This window comes from Arthrobacter sp. Z4-13 (genome assembly GCF_054792705.1).
The window spans coordinates 2,666,221-2,684,873 of the sequence record NZ_CP096459.1; the positions used below are offsets into that span (position 1 = coordinate 2,666,221).

Sequence of the window (18,653 nt, forward strand, 5' to 3'; positions counted from 1 at the left end):
GAACTGAACGCCTAGTCGGTCAACGGAAGTTGTGCAAGTCACATGCTACTCGCCAGTAGGCTTATGGGCGAATTGAAAGTGTGAAGTCCGCCACCATGCGCGGGGGCAGGCATACACCTGGCTGCTAGGCCAGCCGCCAGTCCCAGACGTTCCACCAGACGCCGAGGGGGCCGGAAGTTGGTTTCACACCAGTGATCCGTGAGTTGAAGGCAGTAGTGCCCACCGCCTGGTACAGCGGAAGGCCGTATGCGTCCTCCCACACCTGCTTATCAATTTCCGCCAGGAGTTCGTCCTGTTTGGCCAGGTCCGTGGTTCCGGCGAGTTCCTCCATGGCATTGTCGGCGTCGCCGTCGGAGAATCCATTGAAATTACTGCCGGCGCCGGTGCGGAAGATCTGCGGAACGCGGCTGACGCCCACGCCTGTGCCGATCCAGCCGAGCAGTGCCGCATCGTACCCGCCGCCACCCAGGGCCTTGGCCCAGTCGGCGTTGCGTTGTCCGGCGTCAACCACCCGGAAACCTGCCAGCGCTGCCGAGTCCCTGATCAGGCCAAAAGCTTCGGCGCGGTTGGGGTTATCGCGGTTGTAGAGGATGGTGATAGTGGGGGTTTCGCCGTCCAGGAGCGCCTTTGCGCCGTCGATGTCCACCCCGCCATAATTTCCGGACCCGTTGTTCTTGACGGTGTCTTCGTACTTGGGCTGCCCCGGCAGGAAGACATGGGAGTCGAGCGGCTTTGCATCCGGCAGCAGGTCCCCGACGACGGCCTCGACGATTGCTTGCCGCGGAACCGTTTTGAGGAAGGCCTCCCGGACGTCCTTCCGCGCGAAGGGACCGGAAAAGTTCAGGTCCAGGTGGTCATACCCGGACTGGTTGTAGCGCTCAACGGTGATGCCCTGCTCAGCCAGGCCGGTGAAGGGATCATCGGTGCCGGCCGAGGGCTGGGGCGAAATGATGTCCGCCTGGCCGTTCCGGAGGGCATCCACAGCGGCCGGCAGCGCACCGGTAAACCGAATGTTGATCTCATCAAGCCACGGCTCCTGGCCCCACACGTAATCCCGGTTGCGGACCAGCTTCATGGAAACTTCCGGGACGATGTCCCGGACAATATAGGGCCCGCTGGAGAGGTAGACAGAGGGATCGTCAGGAAGGCCCTTGGTATCGAACCCGGAGTTCCAAAAGTCGCTGACCTGCTTCAGCGCCGTATTGACCGCCGGCTCTTCGACGTCTCCCCGCGGTGAGCCCATGATCAGGTCGATAAGGTCTTCCTCGTCGTTCAGGCCACTCTTGGCAGCCACCACGTGCGCTGGCAGGCCGACGTCGAATGCCACTTCCCAGTCGGTGTACGGCAGCGCGTACTCCAGGGTGATGGAACGTCCGTCAGAGCCGACCTCGGGAAGCACGGTTCCTGCCAGCCCGCTGGTGTCGGCGGCCGTGGAGAAATACTTGGTTCCGGTTCCGGCCATGGGATCGGCGTCGTCGAAGTAGCCGGAGCCGGCAGCCCAGCCCAGCAGGAGATCGCCGGCGTCGATGGCTTCACCGTCGGACCATGTGACGCCCTCGTTGACGGTGTACCTCACCTTGAGCGGCTCGTCGGAAACCTTTTCGAAGCGTCCGAACTTTTCGTTGCGTACAACGTTTGACGAGTCATCAAGGTAGTAGAACCCCGAGTGGGTGATGTGCCCGACCTTCGAGTTTATGTCCGTGTTGCCGTCGGTGCTGTACGGATTGAAGGACGAGAACGCGTTGGCCTCGGCAACGGTGGCGCTGCCGCCGCGTTTGGCCTCGCCTACCACCACGGGGGCTGTGCCCCCGCTGCCCGAACACCCGGAAAGCATCACGGCCGCGGCTACAGCCGCGGTGATGAACTGCATCAAGCGCCTGACCGGCATGCCGCCTCCTTGTTTTTCAGGATAAGGTGTCCGGCGAACACGTCAGACGTTGAAGCGGAACTCCACCACATCGCCGTCGGCCATGACATATTCCTTGCCTTCAATCCTGACTTTACCCCGGGACTTGGCCTCGGCCATGGACCCGGCTTCGACGAGGTCGTTGAAGGAGACCACCTCGGCCTTGATGAAGCCGCGCTGGAAGTCGGTGTGGATGACGCCGGCGGCCTGGGGCGCCGTATCGCCGCGGTGGATGGTCCACGCGCGCGCTTCCTTGGGACCGGCGGTGAGGTATGTCTGCAGGCCAAGTGTGTGGAACCCCACCCGCGCCAGCTGGTCCAGCCCGGATTCGTCCTGGCCGTTCATTTCCAGCATCTCGCGGGCTTCTTCCTCGTCCAGTTCCACGAGGTCGGCCTCAAGCTTGGCATCGAGGAAGATGCAGTCGGCCGGGGCCACGAGGGCCCGCAGTTCTTCCTGCTTCTCAGGACTGCCGAGGATTCCTTCATCAGCGTTGAAGACGTAGATGAAGGGCTTTGCCGTCAGGAGGCTAAGCTCCTTGAGGTGCTCCATCTCCAGCTTGTCGCTCTTGATGGAGGAGAAGATGGTGTCGCCGCGCTCAAGCACTTTCTGGGCGGCGAGGATGGCGTTCAGCTCGGCAGCTTCGCGCTTTTTGATCTTGACTTCTTTTTCGATGCGCGGGATGGCTTTTTCGATGGTCTGCAGGTCCGCGAGGATCAGCTCGGTGTTGATGGTCTCCATGTCGGAGCGGGGATCCACCTTGCCGTCGACGTGAATCACGTCGGGATCGTCGAAGACGCGCACCACTTGTGCGATGGCTTCTGCTTCCCGGATGTTGGCCAGGAACTGGTTCCCGAGGCCTTCGCCCTCGCTGGCGCCCTTGACGATGCCGGCGATGTCCACGAAGGAGACCGCTGCGGGCAGCAGGCGCTGGGAGTTGAAGAGTTCGCCAAGCTGCTTGAGCCGGGGATCCGGCAGGCTGACAACGCCCACGTTGGGCTCGATGGTTGCGAACGGGTAGTTCGCTGCCAGCACCTGGTTGCGGGTCAGTGCGTTGAAGAGAGTTGATTTGCCGACGTTGGGCAGTCCGACGATGCCAATAGTAAGAGCCACGAGCATTGATTCTACCCGCAGCAGGAGTCAGGGCGGTTCGGGGACGGGCCGGCCAAAATGTCGCTTCGGGAAAATGTCACAGCCCCGTGCGACAGTGGGCACATGGATGCTTTCGCGCTGATACTGGCTTTGTTCATGCTGCTACTGGGTGCCCTTGCGGGCGCCGCAGCCACCTATTTTGCGCTGCGGAAAAACAGCCGCGCCGTGGAAGAGGACTTCGACGCCGTCTCGTCGCGGCTCTCAGAAGTGAGCGCACAGTTCGCCGCGGCCGACGCCGAGCGCCGCCTTTTGGCTGCACAGAACCGGGAACTGGGCGAAGCACGGTCCCAGGACGGCAATGTGCTCCGTGCCCTGGCGCCGGTGGCCGAGAAACTGACGGCAGTGCAGCAACAGGTGGCGCTCCTGGAGCGTGACCGGCTGGAACAGTACGGCCAGCTCGCCCAGCAACTGCAGGAGGCGCGGCTTTCTGATGAACAGCTGATCCGGTCCACCCACGCCCTGGAATCCGCCTTGCGGTCCAACAGCGCGCGCGGGCAGTGGGGAGAGGTCCAGTTGCGGCGTGTGGTGGAGGCATCCGGAATGCTGCGGCACGTTGACTTTCTTGAGCAGGTCCACAGCTCCGGCAGCGAGTCGTCGGTCCGCCCGGACCTGGTGGTCCAGCTGCCCGGCGAGAAGCAGCTGGTGGTGGACGCAAAAGTGCCCCTGTCGGCCTACCTCGAAGCGCAGGAGCTCGGCGCATCCATGGAGTCCCGGACGGCGCAGGCGGGGCCGGTCCTCAGTACGGACCGCCGCTCGCAGCAGGCGCTGCTGGCCGCCCACGCGAAGGCGCTGCGTGCCCACGTTGACTCACTCAGCAACAAAAAGTACTGGGATATCCCCGGCAACTCCCCCGAGCTGGTGATTTGTTTCATCCCGGCGGAGTCGATCCTGGCTGCAGCACTCATGGCCGATGCCGAGCTGCTTGACCATGCGCTGTCCAGGAATGTGGTGCTGGCGTCGCCCAGCACGCTGCTGGCGGTGCTGAAATCCGTTGCCTTCACTTGGCGGCAGGACGTCCTGACGGACAGTGCCCGCGAACTGTTCGACCTCGCTCGGCAGCTGTACGACCGGATGGGAACCCTGGGCGACAACGTCACCAAGCTGGGGTCGTCCCTGAAAACGTCGGTGGACCGCTACAACTCCATGGTGGGCACGTTGGAAGCTCGTGTCCTTCCCACCGCACGGAAGTTGAACACGCTTGAGGAATCGGGCCTGATCACTCCTCCGGTGGTTGAGGTGACCCCCCGCGCCCTGGCCGCCCCCGAACTCCAAAGCGAGGACGAGGCTGCCTAAGGGCGGGCCTCCCGGAGAAGGGCTGCAGGAAAAAGCGCTCCCGGACAAGAACTTTCGGATACGAAAAAGGCCCGGCAGCTGGGCCAGTTGCCGGGCCTGCTTTGCTTGGTGTTGTCAGCTGCGCGGCCGGCGCCCGCCCAGGGCACGGCTGACATCGCCGGCCTGCTTCAGGGTTGCCCTCAGCTCCTTGGGCAGCGAGAACAGGAGGTCCTCTTCTGCGGTGACCACTTCCTCAACGCTGCCGTAGCCATAGTCGGCCAGCAGGCGCAGGACGTCCTGAACCAACACGTCGGGCACGGACGCCCCGGACGTCACACCAACTGTTGCAACGCCTTCGAACCAGGCCTCGTCCACTTCATTGGCGAAGTCCACCCGGTAGGAGGCCTTCGCCCCGTATTCAAGGGCAACCTCCACCAGCCGCACGGAGTTGGAGGAGTTGGCCGAACCCACCACGATGACCAGATCGGCCTGGGGAGAGATCTTCTTGATGGCCACCTGGCGGTTGGTAGTGGCGTAGCAAATGTCGTCGCTGGGCGGGTCCTGCAGGGTGGGGAACCGATCCTTCAACAACCGGACCGTTTCCATGGTCTCGTCGACGCTGAGAGTGGTCTGCGAAAGCCAAATGACCTTCTCCGGATCCCGCACCGTCACCTTGTCCACTTCGTGCGGGCCATTGATGATCTGGATGTGTTCCGGAGCTTCGCCTGCCGTGCCTTCAACTTCCTCATGGCCGTCGTGGCCGATCAGCAGGATGTCGAAATCATCCTTCGCGAACCGTACGGCTTCCTTGTGGACCTTGGTCACCAGCGGGCAGGTGGCGTCAATGGTGCGCAGGCCACGGTCCTCTGCGGACTGGACCACGGCCGGAGATACGCCATGGGCAGAAAAGATCACCAGGGCACCCTCGGGCACTTCGTCTGTTTCGTCAACGAAGATGGCGCCCTTTTCCTCCAGGGAGCTGACCACGTGGACGTTGTGCACAATCTGCTTACGCACATACACCGGCGGGCCGTAGTGCTCCAGGGCCTTCTCAACGGCGATGACGGCACGGTCAACGCCGGCGCAGTACCCCCGAGGAGCAGCAAGCAGCACCTTCTTGGTTCCGGATACGGGGGCTGCAGCAGCTACTTCCTCAGGAGAGCGGCGCCTACGCGGGATAGTGGGCATCGAAAGGGAAACAGCGGAGGGGGTCATTACTCAATTCTACCGGGTTGCCCGCGCCCGATTTCGCGGTATGAGCCCGGCCACAATCCCCACCAGCAGCAATACTCCGCCGGTGGCGGCCGCAGCCCAGGTCCACGTTTGGAAGTGGGCGGAAGCCGCCGCCACGAACTCGTTCCTGAACATGTTGGCTACCTCGTTTCCGCTGTCCGCAGCCAGCACCGAGGCTGAACCTGCCTGCGCGCTGACCGCCCAGAGAGCTGCCAGCAGCAACGCGCCAACTCCTGCACCCATAAGCACTGTCCAGCGGCGCCGGGCGGCAACGAGGGCCAGGAGCAGCGCCACCGCCGATCCCCCGGCCAGCAGGTACCCGGCGGGCGCATAGGTGTCCAGGCGCTCGGTCCATTCTTTCAGTTCGGGCTGGCCCACGTTGATAAGCGTCTGCTCCGGCGGATCCAGGGGAAGCCTGGTGGCGCGTGAGATTTCCTCGGCACCCAGCGCCACCAGAGGAGCGACGTCGAGGGTCAGGGACGAGTCAGACGCAGCTTCCGGACTGTCAGCCCCCGGGCCCGCGAAACTCAGCCGGTGGCTTTTCCGCAGCGTTTCTTCCCAAGCAGCGGGATAGCCGGAAAGGCTGGTCAGGGATGCCGCAATGTCCTCCAGCACCGGCTGGACCAGGTCCGAGAGGAAGCCCGGGACCGCGCTGGTGTCGATGGTTCCGATCGCCGCCTGTGCCAGCCCTTGCTGGAACTCCGGGTTCGTGCCCAGCGGCGCCGCCAGTTCCACGAAGCCCTGCTCCTGGACAATGTTGCGGTCTAGCCAGATGGCGGGAACTGCGACAGCGGCGAGCAGTACGGCCAGCACGGTGGCAGCAGCGGAAACAAAAGTGCGCACAGCAGATCCTTCAGGTTGATGGCGGTCCACCCATCCTAGGCGGGCATCCTGACCGGTCACTGTCAGCCCCGCGTGCTACAGCTTATGGATAAGGTTGAATGACCGCCGCACAACAGACGAAGGACCCCATGCCCGCAGCTCCAGCCCCGCGAGGGGATTTGCATGTCTGAACAGGCCTCATTTCCGGTCGCCGGTCAGCAACTGGCTGCTCCCACTACCCTGCCTGCGACGGCGGCGGAAACCACGCCGGACAACCCCTGGCCGCTGCAGCTCCTCTCGCAGAAGCTGAAAGCCCACATCGACCGCACGCCGTCGGCATGGGTCGAAGGCCAGGTCATCGAACTGAACCGGCGCGGCACCAACGCCTACCTCACCTTGAGGGACGTTGACGCGGAAGTCTCGCTGCCCGCCTCGGTGTGGACGAAAGTGCTGGAGCGCCAGAACCTGCCGCTGGAGCGCGGTTCGCGGGTGGTGGCCCTACTGAAACCTGAGTTCTGGATCAAGACGGGCCGGCTGAACATGCTGGTCCGGGATATCAGGCCCGTGGGCCTGGGCGACCTCCTTGCCCGGATCGAGCGCCTCCGCCAGGCTCTCTCCGCCGAGGGGCTTTTTTCGGACTCCCGCAAGAAGCCGCTGCCCTTGCTGCCGCACCGCATTGGCCTCATCACCGGCCGCGACTCCGACGCCAAGAAGGACATCCTCCGGAACGCCGCGCTGCGGTGGCCCGCCGTGGAGTTCGAAATCCGCGAAGTGGCAGTCCAGGGCAACGCTGCGGTATCCCAGGTGGTCCGTGCACTGCGGGAGCTTGACGCCAGCCCGGAGGTGGACGTTATTGTCATCGCCCGAGGCGGCGGGGCCCTGGAAGACCTGATGCCCTTCAACAGCGAAGAACTGGTCCGTGCTGTGGCGGCAGCCGCCACCCCAGTAGTGAGTGCCATCGGCCACGAGGCGGACAGGCCCCTGCTCGACGACGTTGCCGATCTTCGCGCCTCCACCCCTACGGACGCAGCCAAAAGGATCGTGCCGGAAGTGTCCGAAGAACTGGCAGGCGTGCGCCAGGCCCGGGAGCAGCTGCGCCGGTGCATGGAGCGCCTCGTGGACAGGGAATCGGACCGCCTGGCATCCCTGCACTCGAGGCCGGTACTGGCCGCCCCCGAGGGCCTGGTGACCATCCGGTCAGAAGAAATCGAGCGGCTGCTCCGAAGGTCCTCCGCGGCGGTGAGCTCCACCGTAGTGCGCGCAGCCGACCAGCTGGAGCACCTTAAGGCCCAGGTGCGCGCGCTGTCACCGCAGAAGACGCTCGACCGGGGCTACGCCGTCGTCGAACTCGCCGGCGGCCCGGCCGCAAGCCGCGGCAGCACAGGGCACGCCGTGGTGCGCCGCCCGGCCGAGGCGCCGGCGGGCACGCCGCTCTCCGTACGGGTGGCGGAAGGCCGCTTCGGCGCAACCTCCACGGGCGCACTCCCATCAGACTCAACCCAACAGAAGCCGGGCACGCATCAAGGAGAACCCAATGACTGAGCAAAAGCCAGGAAACGACGTCGCGGCGCTGAGCTACGAGGAAGCGCGCGAGCAGCTCGTCGCGGTGGTGGGCAGGCTGGAAGCGGGCGGCGCCAGCCTGGAGGAATCCCTTGCCCTGTGGGAACGGGGAGAGGCACTGGCTTCACGGTGCGAAGAATGGCTGGAAGGCGCCAGGAAGCGGCTGGCCGCTGCCCGCGACCAGCCAATGTAGGCAGAAGCCTCAGGACCGAAGAATCAACTCGCGCTCGGTGGCAACATCAAACTCGGCTTTCGGCCACTCAAGGTTCAAGCCGGACAACGCCCCCAGCAACAGCTGTTGAACAGCGATCCTGGCGTACCACTTCTTGTTGGCCGGAACCACGTGCCACGGCGCGTCCCGGGTGCTCGTTTCGTCGATGGCGGCCTGGTAGGCATTCATGTAGTCGTCCCAGAAGGCACGCTCGTCCAGGTCGCCGCGGTTGTACTTCCAATGCTTGGCCGGATTGTCCAGCCTGGCTACCAGCCGGGCCTTCTGTTCCTCCCCGCTGATGTGGAGCATCACCTTGACGACTTTTGTTCCCGAGTCGATCAGCCGGGCCTCGAACTCGTTGATCGCCACATAGCGGCGCTTAATTTCATCCGGAGCTGCCCAGCCGTGGACGCGGTGGATCAGCACGTCCTCATAATGGGACCGGTCAAAAACGCCCACCATGCCGGCCGCCGGAACTTCCTTTTCGATGCGCCACAGGAAGTCGTAGGACTTCTCCTCGTCCGTGGGGGCCTTAAAGGCCTTGAACTGCACGCCCTGGGGGTCGGTCGCAGCCATCACGTGATTGACGATGCCGCCCTTGCCCGCGGTGTCCATGGCCTGCAGGATCAGCAGGATCCGCTTGCGGCCGCCGAACCGGGACTCGGCAAACAGCTTCTCCTGCAGCTCGGTCAGCTCGTCGTCCAGGTCCGCCAGGAGCGCCTTGCCGTCCTGCTTGGTGCCGCTGTACCCGGGGGTGGAATCGGGATCAACGCCGGCGAGAGAGAACCCCTCCCCTGCCCGAAGGGTTTCGGAGGGGTGCTGATTGAACTTGACCACGCCGGCCATGGGGGATCCTTTCCACGAAGGTTCACGGGCCCTAAGCGCCCGTGCCCACAGGCTAGTTCCCCTGGTACCTGCTTAGGAAGTCCCCCATCCGCCCAACTGCCTCTTCGATGTCCTTGACGTTGGGCAGGGTGACCATGCGGAAGTGGTCGGGACGTACCCAGTTGAAGGCACGGCCGTGCGAAACCAGGATTTTCTGCTCCCGGAGGAGGTCCAGGACAAACTTCTCATCATCCCGGATGTGATAGACCTCGGGGTCCAGCCGCGGGAAGAGGTAGAGCGCGCCCTTGGCCTGCTGGGTGCTCACGCCCGGAATCGCGTTCAGCATCTCATAGGCCTTGTTGCGCTGCTCCAGCAGGCGCCCGCCGGGCAGGATCAGGTCGTTGATGCTTTGGTAGCCGCCGAGCGCCGTCTGGATGGCATGCTGGGCCGGAACGTTGGCGCAGAGGCGCATGTTCGCCAGGAGGCTGATGCCTTCAAGGTAGTCCGCTGCGTCCTTCTTCGGACCGGAGATGGCCATCCAGCCGGCCCGGTAGCCGCACACGCGGTAGGCCTTGGACAGCCCGCTGAAGGTAAGGCAGAGGACGTGGTCGCCGGTGAGCTTGGCAAGATTTACGTGGACTGCGTCCTCGTACAGAATCTTCTCGTAAATCTCGTCAGCGAAAATCACCAGTCCGTGCTTCTCGGCCAGGGCCACGATCTTCTTCAGCGTCGCTTCGGGGTAGACGGCGCCGGTGGGGTTGTTCGGGTTGATGACCACGATGCCCTTGGTCCGCGGCGTGATCTTGGCTTCCATGTCCTCAAGGTCAGGCTGCCATCCGGATTCCTCGTCGCAGAGGTAGTGGACCGGCTTTCCGCTGGCGAGCGCCACGGATGCGGTCCACAGCGGGTAGTCGGGCGTGGGGATGAGGACCTCGTCGCCGTCATCGAGCAGTGCCATCAGGGACATGGTGATGAGTTCGCTGACGCCGTTGCCCAGGTAGATATCGTCCACGTGGATGTTCTGGATTCCACGGGTCTGGTAGTACTGCGAGACGGCGGTGCGGGCGGAGAAGATGCCCCGGGAGTCGCTGTAGCCCTGGGCGTGCGGCAGGTGGCGGATCATGTCCACCAGGATGGCGTCCGGCGCCTCGAATCCAAACGGCGCCGGGTTGCCGATGTTCAGCTTCAGGATCCGGTGGCCCTCCGCCTCCATCTGCTGGGCGGCCTGAAGAATCGGTCCACGGATGTCGTAAAGGACGTTATTGAGCTTCGTGGACTGCTTGAATTCTGCCATCCATCAAATATGCCACAGTAAGGATGGGCTTCCGCTGAGACGTCAGCCACACACCGGCGCGCGCCGCGGGCGCTAAGCCAGGCACCTGAGGAATGACGACGGCGGCTGCCGGACAGGGAGTTGAGGAACCCCCGCGCAGTCCGGCAGCCGCCGTCGTACTGGCAAAGCAGGCAGGCGCGCTCCTACTTGACGATGCCCTTGTCCTTGAGCCAGGCCTCAGCTGCTTCTTTGGCGCCCTGTTTCTGGCTGCCGCTGACCGCGCGGTTGAGGTTGACCAGGTCCTCGGTGGTGAGGATCCTCGAGACCGAGTTGAGGGCTTCCTTCGCCGTGTCCGTCATCTTGGCCTCGTTGTAGAGCGGGATGACCTGCTGGGCGATGAAGTTGTTCTTCGGGTCCTCCAGGACTACAAGGTCGTTGTCCGCGATGGACGGGGTGGTGGTGTAGATGTCCGCCACCTGCACCTGGTCTTCGAGCAGGGCCTTGAGCGTCACCGGGCCGCCGCCATCGCTGAAGGGCTCCAGCTTCCTGGGCTCACAGTTGTAGTTGCTCTTCAGCCCGGGCAGCCCGTAGGCGCGCTCAGCGAAGGTGGCCGGGGCTCCCACCACGATCTCGCTGCAGACCTTGGCCAGGTCCTCGATGGACTTCAGCTGGTACTTTTCGGCGGTTGCCTTGGTGACCACCATGGCGTCCTTGTTCTCGGCCTTGGCGGCTTCCAGCACCGCCAGGCCGTCGGGCAGCTTGTCCGGCAGTGCCTTGGCGATGTCGTCCGCCGAGACCTCCTTGGCTTCCTTGTCCACATGCAGCAGCAGGTTGCCGGTGTAGTCCGGGATCACGTCCACTGAGCCGTCCTGGACGGCCTTGAAGTAAACCTCCCGGGAGCCGATGTTCGGCTTGGTGGTGGCGGTGACGCCGCCTGCGTTCAGCGCCCCTGCATAGAGCTCGGCAATGATCTGGCTCTCAGGGAAGTCCGCGGAGCCGATCACCAGCGACGTGGCTCCTCCGGACGCCGTGCCGCTGGTTGCCGGGGCGTTGCTCAGTGGATCGGACGATCCGCCGCAGGCGGACAGCGCCAGGGCCAGGCCAATTCCAGCGGCCACTCCGCCGAATGCCCGCCGGCCAAAGCCTTGTAGTCGGCTTTCTTTCATGACTTACCTCCTTGTGCCACAGCCTCCGCGACAACGGGGTCTGTGAGATCGACCGCAGCCTGCTGGCTGCGGTGGGACTGCTTCGAGGCCCCTGTTGCCAGGAACAGCCTCTGGAATAGGGCAAGGACAAGATCGACGCCGATGGCCAGCGCGGCGATCAGCAGCGAGCCGCCGAGCATCTGCGGGAAGTCACTGAGGACGAGTCCGTCGAACAGGTACCGTCCCAAGCCGCCCAGGTTGATGTAGGCCACCACGGAGACCGTGGCAATCACCTGCAGCACACCGGTCCGGAAGCCGCCGAACATGACCGTCAGGGCGTTGGGCAGTTCGGCCCGGAACAGGACCTGGAGCCCGGTCATCCCCATGGCGCGGGCGGCGTCCACCACGTTGCGGTCCACGCTGGAAATGCCTGCATACGTTCCGGCCAGGAGGGGCGGCACAGTGAGGATCACCAGCGCCCAGATGGGCGGCATCAGTCCGATCCCGGCGAGCAGGACAAACAGTGTCAGCAGGCCGAGGGTGGGTAGCGCCCGCAGGGCACCGGCAAGGGCTACGATGGCCACCTTTCCCCGGCCTGTGTGGCCGACGTAGAGGCCCACCGGGACGGCAATGGCGGTGGCGATCAGCATTACCAGCCCCGTGTATTGCAGGTGCTCGCCCAGCCTCGCCGGGATGCCGGCGCTCCCTGTCCAGTGCAGCGGGTCGGCCAGCCAGGCGAAGGTATCGGAGAAGACGTTGCTCATGCGTTTCCGCCCCCCGTTTTCGGTTCGGAGAGGCGGCGGGCCGCGGCAACCGGCGTTCCTGCGCTGCCGGCGGCCGGTCGCGGCCTGCGACCTTTACCGGCCCGCTCCCACGGCGTGAGGACCCGCTCAAGCAGGACCAGGATGGCGTCCATCAGCAGCGCGAGGACCAGGATGGCTACGATGCCCACCATAATTTCGGTCACAAAGCCCCGCTGCAGCCCCGAGGTAAAGAGCATGCCCAGGTTTCCGACGCCCAGCAGGGCGGCCACGCTGACAAGCGAGATGTTGCTGACGGAAACCACCCGGAGGCCGGCGAAGAGTACGGGCAGGGACAACGGAAGGTCCACCCGCAGGAACCGGGCAAACGGCTTGTACCCCATGGCGACGGCGGCCTGGCTGATGTCCGTGTCTACCGAGTCGAAGGCGTCCAGGGCAGCCCGGACCAGCAGGGCCACGGCGTAGATGGTCAGGGCCACCACCACGTTGAGGGGATCGAGGATCCTGGTCCCCAGGATGGTGGGCAGGATGATGAACAGTGCCAGCGACGGAATCGTATAGAGCAGGGACGACGCCGTGAGCACCACCGAGCGGAGCACGGCGTGCTGCCGCGCCAGCTGCGCCAACGGAATGGAGATGGCCAGCCCCAGGAGCATGGGCACCAGGGCCAGCACCATGTGCTGGCCCGCCCGTTCCAGGACCATTCCGCTGTTGGCCAGGAACCACTCCATCAGAGCGCAGCCTGCCTGACCTGGCGAGCCTCCTCGATGAGGGCCAGGACTTCACCGCCCCTGACGACGCCGAGTACCCGGCCCTCGGAATCCACCGCCACGCCCAGGCCCGACGGTGAGGACAAAGCCGCGTCCAGGGCGCGGCGCAGGCTCTCACCCGGGCGGAAGAGCGATCCGCCGGGAATGAGTCCGGCACCGTTTCCGGGACCGGTCCAGCCGAGCGGACGCGCTTCGGCATCCACCACAAGCTGCCAGCCGTTGGCCGCCGGAGCAGAGTCGAAGCTGCCGTGCGGGTCGCGGACCACCGTCGGCACCTGGTGGACACTCACGCCGTCGGACGGTGTGAATCCCAGGTGGCGGAACCCGCGGTCCCGCCCCACGAAGGAGGCCACGAAGTCGTTCGCCGGCGCCCGCAGGATCTCTTCCGGAGTGGCGTACTGGGCGAGCTTCCCGCCGGTGGCAAAGACGGCCACCTTGTCGCCCAGCGTTGTGGCTTCGTCGATGTCGTGGGTGACAAAGACGATGGTCTTGGCGAGGTCCTTCTGGAGCCGCAGCAATTCCTGCTGAAGTTCATCGCGGACCACCGGATCCACTGCGCTGAAGGGTTCATCCATGAGGAGGACAGGCGGGTCGGCGGCGAGGGCCCGGGCAACGCCCACGCGCTGTTGCTGGCCGCCGGAAAGCTGTGAAGGGTAGCGCTTCCCCAGTACAGGGGCCAGGCCGACGACGTCGAGCAGTTCCTGGGCGCGTTTCCTTGCCTCGGACTTGGGGACACCATTGAGCCTGGGCACGGTGGCGATGTTGTCCAGCACCGAGCGGTGCGGCAGGAGTCCGGAGGACTGCATCACGTACCCCATGGAACGCCGCAGCTCGGGGGCGGGGACCGACGTGACATCCTTGCCCGCCACCGTGATGACTCCTGACGTGGGCTCAACCATGCGGTTGATCATCCGCAGCGAAGTGGTCTTTCCGCAGCCGGAGGGTCCAACAAAGACAGTGATGGAGCCCGGGCTAATGGACATGGTGAGCTGGTCCACGGCCGGCTGCCCGCCCTGGTACTGCTTGGTGACGCTCTGAAACTCGATCATGGCCTGGTCCATGGTGCGGACTTACCTGTTCTGTTGGACGGCTTCGGAAAGCAACGCGAATATGTCACAGCACGCTGATAGTTACGGTAGCCCAAACCGGAGGCCGCAACACCTGCAGCACACCCGATTTCCGGCAAAGAAATCCCTACTGTAATCATTCGGGGCCGGCCTCCTGCCGGATGGGTGGGTTGTTGGGCCGGCGGCCGGGGCTGGACATACCGCAGGGTGGCCGCCCGGCCTACAGTGGGGAGGTGACCAACTTGGAAGTTTCCCCCCAGCAGGAAGTCTGCCCGCCGGCGAGCCCGGAAGGTAGCTCCGGCCCGTGCCTTCAGTTGTGGCCCGAGCGGGAAGTACCGCTGGGCGGGGTGCGCGCCATGAATGTCCAGCGGACGCTGCCCCAGCGCGGGCTTCCCACCATCGGCGCCTGGTGCTTCCTGGACAGCTTCGGCCCGGACCGGACTGCCATGTCCGTGCTTCCGCATCCGCACATCGGGCTGCAGACGGTAACCTGGCCGCTGGCCGGGACCATCAGGCACCGCGACAGCGTGGGCAGCGACGTGGTGGTGCGGCCGGGCGAGCTGAACATCATGACGGCAGGGCACGGCGTGTCCCATTCCGAGTTTGCAGTGCTTCCGCCGGGGGGCGTGCTGCCGCTGCAGCGCGGCGTGCAGCTGTGGGTAGCCCTTCCGGATGGGCAACGGCACCGGCAGCCTGCGTTTGAACAGCACCGCGACCTTCCGAAAATCGCCGGCGACGGCTTCACCGCCACCGTGATGGTGGGCCAGTTCGACGGCGTTGCCTCGCCGGCCACGATGTATTCGCCCATTGTGGGAGCGGAGGTTTCCTGCGGGGGAAGTGCGGTGCTCCCCCTCAACGAGCATTTCGAACACGGCATCCTGGTGCTCGACGGCGGACTGAGCCTGGACGGGCAGGATGTTCCGCCGGGACCGCTGGGCTACCTTGGCACCGGCCGGCGGGAACTCCGGGTCGAGGCGCTGCCGGGCACGCGTTTCCTCTTGATTGGCGGCGAACCGTTCCAGGAGGAGCTGCTGATGTGGTGGAACTTCGTGGGACGCACGCACGATGAAGTCGAGCAGGCCCGCACCGCGTGGGAAGCGCAGGCAGCCCTGCCTGACGGGGACGTGGCAACAGCCCGCTATGGCTTGGTCCCCGGGCACGGTCCTGGTGCCGGCGCGGAGGCGGGCCGCATCCCGGCTCCCCCGCTGCCTGCCGTCCGGCTCACTCCCCGTAAGCGGTCCGTGTAGGAACACGGCCCCGTCAAAGTGCGTCCCGGCGTGGGTCAGGCCTGTTCAGCCAGCAGCTGCAGCACACCGAAGACCGGTTCCTGGTCCAGGACCCGGACGTCCGTCACTCCGCCGTCTGCCAGGTGCCCGCGGAAGGCGTCCTGCAGGGTTACCACATTCATGCCCAGCCCGCCGCCCAGGATGACCGGACCGGGAATGCTTAGCTGCTGCAGTACCTGCAGGGCCAGCCCGGCCAGGTCCTGGCCTGCCTGCTCCAGCAGTTCCTGGCTTGCCTGATGCCCGGCCGCTGCGGCTTCCACCACGTGCCGGGCCTGCTGGGCCCAGAAGCGGCGGCCGGTGTCGGGCGAGTGGAACTGTGCGATGAGGCGGTTGGGGCTGTCAGCTCCGCAGGAGGCCAGAAGGGCAGCAGTGAGTTGATCCACCGGAAGGCCCTGGTTCATCCGCCGCAGGCTGTGCCGCACCGCTTCGCGGCCAAGCCAGTAACCGCTGCCCTCGTCCCCCAGAAGGTAGCCCCAGCCTCCCGCCCTGGCCTCGCCGCCGTCGGCATTCCTGCCCCACGCCGCTGATCCCGTGCCGGCGATGACCGCCACGCCCGTGCTGGCATTGCCGGCGGCGAGCAGCAGCCGTGAGTCATGGACAACTGTGATGTGGGCACCGGGAACGTGCGGTTCAATCAGCGCAGCGAGGGCGGCTGCGTCCTCGTCCGTATCAATGCCGCCGGACCCTGCGTACACGTGGGACACCATTCCCCCGCCGATCCGCGCGAAAAGGCTGGCCAGGTTGCGGGCCGCCTCATCACGGGTGACGTTTTGCACGTTCGAACTCCCCGCAGACTCATCGGCCACCGGGGTCCCGTTTACGAACCGGACGCCGTGCGTTTTCGTCCCGCCGATGTCCAGGCCGATGATCACGCCGGGCGGCACGTCGAGGGAAGGAGTCAGCGGATTGGCGGACCGGGCGGAGGGGTTTTCGGTGTTCGTCACGTCACAAGGGTACTGGTCACAGGGGCCGTGAAGGCGGCCCGTCTGCGCCTGCACCGGCCAGCCGCGACCGCCGTTCCACCAGCCCGGCCAGGAGCTCCGGTCCGTCCGTGAGGACCATTTCGCGGAACAGCCGGACGGCAGCCGGTTCAACCTCAGCTTTGCGCTGCCGCCAGCTCAGGCCGACGTCGCGGAAGGCCAGGGCCGAGTCAAGGGGCACTTCCACCCAGCCCAGGTTGCCCGTTTCGGCGCTGACGTTCCGGCCGGGAGCGTCTCCGCCGGGTGGCAGGATGCTGACCCCGAGTCCGGCCGAGACAAGGCCCCGGACGGTATGGGAGTCCTGGCTTTCAAAGGCGATGCGGGGACGGTATCCGGCCTCACGGAACAATGCATCAGTCAGCGAGCGCATGCCATAACCGGGACCGAGTGCCACAAACGGTTCGGAGCGGATGTCCGCTACAGATGCCATCGGCCCCGCAGCGAGCGCATGGGTGTGGTGGACAACGAGGCGCAAGGGTTCCCGGTAGAGCTGGGCGGAGAGAAGGTTCCTGCCGGGGGTGGCCACCGGCGCGGTCAGAGCCAGGTCGGATTCGCCGGCCGCCAGCTCAGCCAGGCACGAGTCGCGCGCTCCCTGGCTCAGTGTGAAGACGGCGCCCGGGTGGCGGCTGCGGAAGGCACTGATGAGGAGCGGAAGGGTGAACTCGCCAAAGGTGTGCTGGAACGATACGGAGATCCTGCCGCGGACAACATCAGACTCGTTCCGGACCACGTCCAGCCCCGCCTGGAACTCCGCCAGTGCCCGCTCCGCATAGGGCAACAGGGACCGGGCAGCCGGAGTGAGTCGTACTCCCCTGCCGTCCCTGACCAGGAGTTCGGTACCGACGACGGCGCTGGCCCGCGCCAGTGCCCTGCTCACCGTGGACTGCGGCACGCCGAGGAGTTCGGCAGTTTCGGTGACATGCTCAGTCCGGCCAAGTTCGGTCAGCAGCGGCAGGAGCGGAAGAAGCTGCACCAGTTGCTTGTGGTCGGGCTCCATAGGTCCTTCCTCGTTCCACGGCCTTGACGGGCGATTGTTCCGGATCTGATATGAGTCTGGCATAAAAGATGCATTGGAGGCAGGAATCCGGCCGGTCTACGCTTGCCACATGCCACACAGCCTCCCGCAGCCAAGTCACCGGCCATCCCCGCCAGGCTGGGAGGGGCACGCGAAAGGCTCGGCGGCATACGGCCGGATCATCGCCGGACTGGCCTTTGCCGGGGTGGCAACCTTTGCCCAGCTCTATTCCACCCAGGCCGTCCTGCCGATCCTTGCCACGGACCTGCACATCACGGCCGCAGAAGCCGCACTCACCATCTCATTGGCCACGGTGGGGCTGGCGGTCACAGTGATCCCGTGGTCCTTCCTTGCCGACCGCATCGGCAGGGTCAAGGCCATGACCTGGGGAATCACGGTGGCCACCGTGCTGGGCCTTCTGGTTCCCCTGTCCACCAGCTTCACCATGCTCCTCAGCCTGCGGCTCCTCGAAGGGATGGCCCTCGGGGGCATCCCGGCCATTGCCATCGCCTACCTCAACGAGGAGGTCACGAAGGCCCACGCCGCCGTGGCGGCCGGAAGCTATGTGGCAGGCACCACGCTTGGCGGCCTGGCCGGCCGCCTGGTGGCCGGGCCCGCCGGGGAGTTGTGGGGCTGGCGCGCCGCCGCCCTTGCGGTCTCCGTCCTGGCCACGCTCGCCGCCGTCGCCTTTCTGCTCCTGGTGCCGCGGGCCCGGGGATTCACGGCCGCAAAGGCTCCCGGCCTCCGCGGAGCTGCGCGTACCCTTGGCGGCCACCTGCGCAACATCCGGCTGCTCGCCCTCTACATCCAGGCTTTCCTGATGATGGGCGGTTTCGTGGCTGTCTACAACTACCTGGGCTTCCGGCTCTCAGAAGAGCCCTTCGGCCTGCCAACCACCGTCATCAGCCTCATCTTCCTCGCCTACCTTTCCGGGACGTTCACCTCCCGCTGGGCAGCAGAGCTGACCATGCGCTTTGGGCGCCGCACCGTGCTGCTCGCCGGCCTTGCCCTTTCGACGGCGGGCCTGGCCCTCACGCTGGCGCCGTCTATTGTGCTGATACTCGCGGGGCTCGTGGTTTTCACCGGAGGCTTCTTTGCCGCCCACAGCATCGGCGCGGGCTGGACCGGTGCCATCGCCAGCACCGGGCGGGCGCAGGCGGCCTCGCTGTACAACCTTGCCTACTACTTGGGCTCCAGTTTTATCGGCTGGGCCGGGGGGCTGCTCTTCCAGTCCTACGGCTGGAACGCTTTGGCGGCGGCCGTCATGATCCTCGCCTGCCTCACCGCGGTGACTGTCGCCGTCGTCCATCCTGCCGGCCCTCCTGTCGCACATTCCGGAGAAGCCGGCGGCGCGGCCTGAACGGGACCGCCTGCGTCT

At 65.5% G+C, this 18,653-nt stretch carries 17 protein-coding genes; 5 read left to right on the forward strand and 12 right to left on the reverse strand.

The genetic code is table 11. From position 1 onward, the window contains the following. Nucleotides 1-124: 124 nt before the first annotated feature. Nucleotides 125-1,888, reverse strand: coding sequence for an ABC transporter family substrate-binding protein (locus tag M1E07_RS14025; protein ID WP_461187274.1), 1,764 nt, complete (start codon nucleotides 1,886-1,888; stop codon nucleotides 125-127). A 42-nt stretch (nucleotides 1,889-1,930) separates the two neighbouring features. Then, complete coding sequence (ychF, locus tag M1E07_RS14030; protein ID WP_461187275.1) at nucleotides 1,931-3,016, reverse strand: redox-regulated ATPase YchF; 1,086 nt, start codon at nucleotides 3,014-3,016, stop codon at nucleotides 1,931-1,933. A 102-nt stretch (nucleotides 3,017-3,118) separates the two neighbouring features. On the opposite strand from ychF, the gene M1E07_RS14035 reads away from it, so the two are divergent. Then, nucleotides 3,119-4,348 (forward strand): DNA recombination protein RmuC, encoded by a 1,230-nt coding sequence (locus M1E07_RS14035; protein ID WP_461187276.1) that lies wholly within the window; start codon nucleotides 3,119-3,121, stop codon nucleotides 4,346-4,348. A 114-nt stretch (nucleotides 4,349-4,462) separates the two neighbouring features. On the opposite strand, the gene M1E07_RS14040 is transcribed toward M1E07_RS14035, so the two are convergent. Together M1E07_RS14040 and M1E07_RS14045 are read right to left on the reverse strand one after the other, a co-directional pair. Further along, nucleotides 4,463-5,542: a 4-hydroxy-3-methylbut-2-enyl diphosphate reductase gene (locus tag M1E07_RS14040; protein ID WP_461187277.1), complete on the reverse strand. Its 1,080-nt coding sequence runs from the start codon at nucleotides 5,540-5,542 to the stop codon at nucleotides 4,463-4,465. Nucleotides 5,543-5,551: 9 nt separating this feature from the next. Beyond that, nucleotides 5,552-6,403, reverse strand: coding sequence for a hypothetical protein (locus tag M1E07_RS14045; protein ID WP_461187278.1), 852 nt, complete (start codon nucleotides 6,401-6,403; stop codon nucleotides 5,552-5,554). A 162-nt stretch (nucleotides 6,404-6,565) separates the two neighbouring features. Here M1E07_RS14045 and xseA point away from each other — a divergent pair, with 162 nt between their 5' ends. Together xseA and M1E07_RS14055 are read left to right on the forward strand one after the other, a co-directional pair. After that, nucleotides 6,566-7,924, forward strand: a complete 1,359-nt coding sequence (xseA, locus tag M1E07_RS14050; protein ID WP_461187279.1) for an exodeoxyribonuclease VII large subunit — start codon at nucleotides 6,566-6,568, stop codon at nucleotides 7,922-7,924. Beyond that, nucleotides 7,917-8,135, forward strand: coding sequence for an exodeoxyribonuclease VII small subunit (locus M1E07_RS14055; RefSeq protein ID WP_461187280.1), 219 nt, complete (start codon nucleotides 7,917-7,919; stop codon nucleotides 8,133-8,135). The genes xseA and M1E07_RS14055 overlap by 8 nt, the downstream gene beginning before the upstream one ends. Before the next feature lie 9 nt (nucleotides 8,136-8,144). On the opposite strand, the gene M1E07_RS14060 is transcribed toward M1E07_RS14055, so the two are convergent. The 6 genes from M1E07_RS14060 to M1E07_RS14085 form a co-directional block, all read right to left on the reverse strand. Continuing rightward, on the reverse strand, nucleotides 8,145-8,999 hold the full coding sequence (locus tag M1E07_RS14060; RefSeq protein WP_461187281.1) for a polyphosphate kinase 2 family protein: 855 nt from the start codon (nucleotides 8,997-8,999) through the stop codon (nucleotides 8,145-8,147). Nucleotides 9,000-9,051: 52 nt separating this feature from the next. Beyond that, on the reverse strand, nucleotides 9,052-10,272 hold the full coding sequence (locus M1E07_RS14065) for a pyridoxal phosphate-dependent aminotransferase (protein WP_461187282.1): 1,221 nt from the start codon (nucleotides 10,270-10,272) through the stop codon (nucleotides 9,052-9,054). Nucleotides 10,273-10,454: 182 nt separating this feature from the next. Continuing rightward, nucleotides 10,455-11,417 (reverse strand): ABC transporter substrate-binding protein, encoded by a 963-nt coding sequence (locus M1E07_RS14070; protein ID WP_461187283.1) that lies wholly within the window; start codon nucleotides 11,415-11,417, stop codon nucleotides 10,455-10,457. Further along, nucleotides 11,414-12,160 (reverse strand): ABC transporter permease, encoded by a 747-nt coding sequence (locus M1E07_RS14075; RefSeq protein ID WP_461187284.1) that lies wholly within the window; start codon nucleotides 12,158-12,160, stop codon nucleotides 11,414-11,416. Before M1E07_RS14075 ends, M1E07_RS14070 begins: the two co-directional genes overlap by 4 nt. Further along, nucleotides 12,157-12,888: an ABC transporter permease gene (locus M1E07_RS14080; protein WP_461187285.1), complete on the reverse strand. Its 732-nt coding sequence runs from the start codon at nucleotides 12,886-12,888 to the stop codon at nucleotides 12,157-12,159. Before M1E07_RS14080 ends, M1E07_RS14075 begins: the two co-directional genes overlap by 4 nt. Continuing rightward, complete coding sequence (locus M1E07_RS14085) at nucleotides 12,888-13,988, reverse strand: ABC transporter ATP-binding protein (RefSeq protein WP_461187286.1); 1,101 nt, start codon at nucleotides 13,986-13,988, stop codon at nucleotides 12,888-12,890. The genes M1E07_RS14080 and M1E07_RS14085 overlap by 1 nt, the downstream gene beginning before the upstream one ends. Before the next feature lie 239 nt (nucleotides 13,989-14,227). Here M1E07_RS14085 and M1E07_RS14090 point away from each other — a divergent pair, with 239 nt between their 5' ends. Further along, on the forward strand, nucleotides 14,228-15,241 hold the full coding sequence (locus M1E07_RS14090) for a pirin family protein (RefSeq protein ID WP_461187287.1): 1,014 nt from the start codon (nucleotides 14,228-14,230) through the stop codon (nucleotides 15,239-15,241). Between the two features lie 35 nt (nucleotides 15,242-15,276). Here the strand turns inward: M1E07_RS14090 and M1E07_RS14095 are convergent, their stop codons facing one another. Both M1E07_RS14095 and M1E07_RS14100 read right to left on the reverse strand, forming a co-directional pair. Then, nucleotides 15,277-16,224 carry an N-acetylglucosamine kinase gene (locus M1E07_RS14095; RefSeq protein WP_461187288.1) on the reverse strand — a complete coding sequence of 316 codons (948 nt, stop codon included), beginning with the start codon at nucleotides 16,222-16,224 and terminating at the stop codon, nucleotides 15,277-15,279. A gap of 16 nt (nucleotides 16,225-16,240) precedes the next feature. Further along, nucleotides 16,241-17,257: a LysR family transcriptional regulator gene (locus tag M1E07_RS14100; protein WP_461187289.1), complete on the reverse strand. Its 1,017-nt coding sequence runs from the start codon at nucleotides 17,255-17,257 to the stop codon at nucleotides 16,241-16,243. Nucleotides 17,258-17,366: 109 nt separating this feature from the next. Here M1E07_RS14100 and M1E07_RS14105 point away from each other — a divergent pair, with 109 nt between their 5' ends. Further along, nucleotides 17,367-18,635: an MFS transporter gene (locus M1E07_RS14105; RefSeq protein WP_461187290.1), complete on the forward strand. Its 1,269-nt coding sequence runs from the start codon at nucleotides 17,367-17,369 to the stop codon at nucleotides 18,633-18,635. The last annotated feature ends 18 nt before the right edge of the window (nucleotides 18,636-18,653 follow it).

Coding starts and splice junctions, on each gene's coding strand:
- M1E07_RS14025 (WP_461187274.1), bottom strand. CDS start 1,888: ATGCCGGTCAGGCGCTTGATGCAGTTCATCACCGCGGCTGTAGCCGCG.
- M1E07_RS14035 (WP_461187276.1), top strand. CDS start 3,119: ATGGATGCTTTCGCGCTGATACTGGCTTTGTTCATGCTGCTACTGGGT.
- M1E07_RS14040 (WP_461187277.1), bottom strand. CDS start 5,542: ATGACCCCCTCCGCTGTTTCCCTTTCGATGCCCACTATCCCGCGTAGG.
- xseA (WP_461187279.1), top strand. CDS start 6,566: ATGTCTGAACAGGCCTCATTTCCGGTCGCCGGTCAGCAACTGGCTGCT.
- M1E07_RS14055 (WP_461187280.1), top strand. CDS start 7,917: ATGACTGAGCAAAAGCCAGGAAACGACGTCGCGGCGCTGAGCTACGAG.
- M1E07_RS14060 (WP_461187281.1), bottom strand. CDS start 8,999: ATGGCCGGCGTGGTCAAGTTCAATCAGCACCCCTCCGAAACCCTTCGG.
- M1E07_RS14065 (WP_461187282.1), bottom strand. CDS start 10,272: ATGGCAGAATTCAAGCAGTCCACGAAGCTCAATAACGTCCTTTACGAC.
- M1E07_RS14070 (WP_461187283.1), bottom strand. CDS start 11,417: ATGAAAGAAAGCCGACTACAAGGCTTTGGCCGGCGGGCATTCGGCGGA.
- M1E07_RS14075 (WP_461187284.1), bottom strand. CDS start 12,160: ATGAGCAACGTCTTCTCCGATACCTTCGCCTGGCTGGCCGACCCGCTG.
- M1E07_RS14080 (WP_461187285.1), bottom strand. CDS start 12,888: ATGGAGTGGTTCCTGGCCAACAGCGGAATGGTCCTGGAACGGGCGGGC.
- M1E07_RS14085 (WP_461187286.1), bottom strand. CDS start 13,988: ATGGACCAGGCCATGATCGAGTTTCAGAGCGTCACCAAGCAGTACCAG.
- M1E07_RS14100 (WP_461187289.1), bottom strand. CDS start 17,257: ATGGAGCCCGACCACAAGCAACTGGTGCAGCTTCTTCCGCTCCTGCCG.
- M1E07_RS14105 (WP_461187290.1), top strand. CDS start 17,367: ATGCCACACAGCCTCCCGCAGCCAAGTCACCGGCCATCCCCGCCAGGC.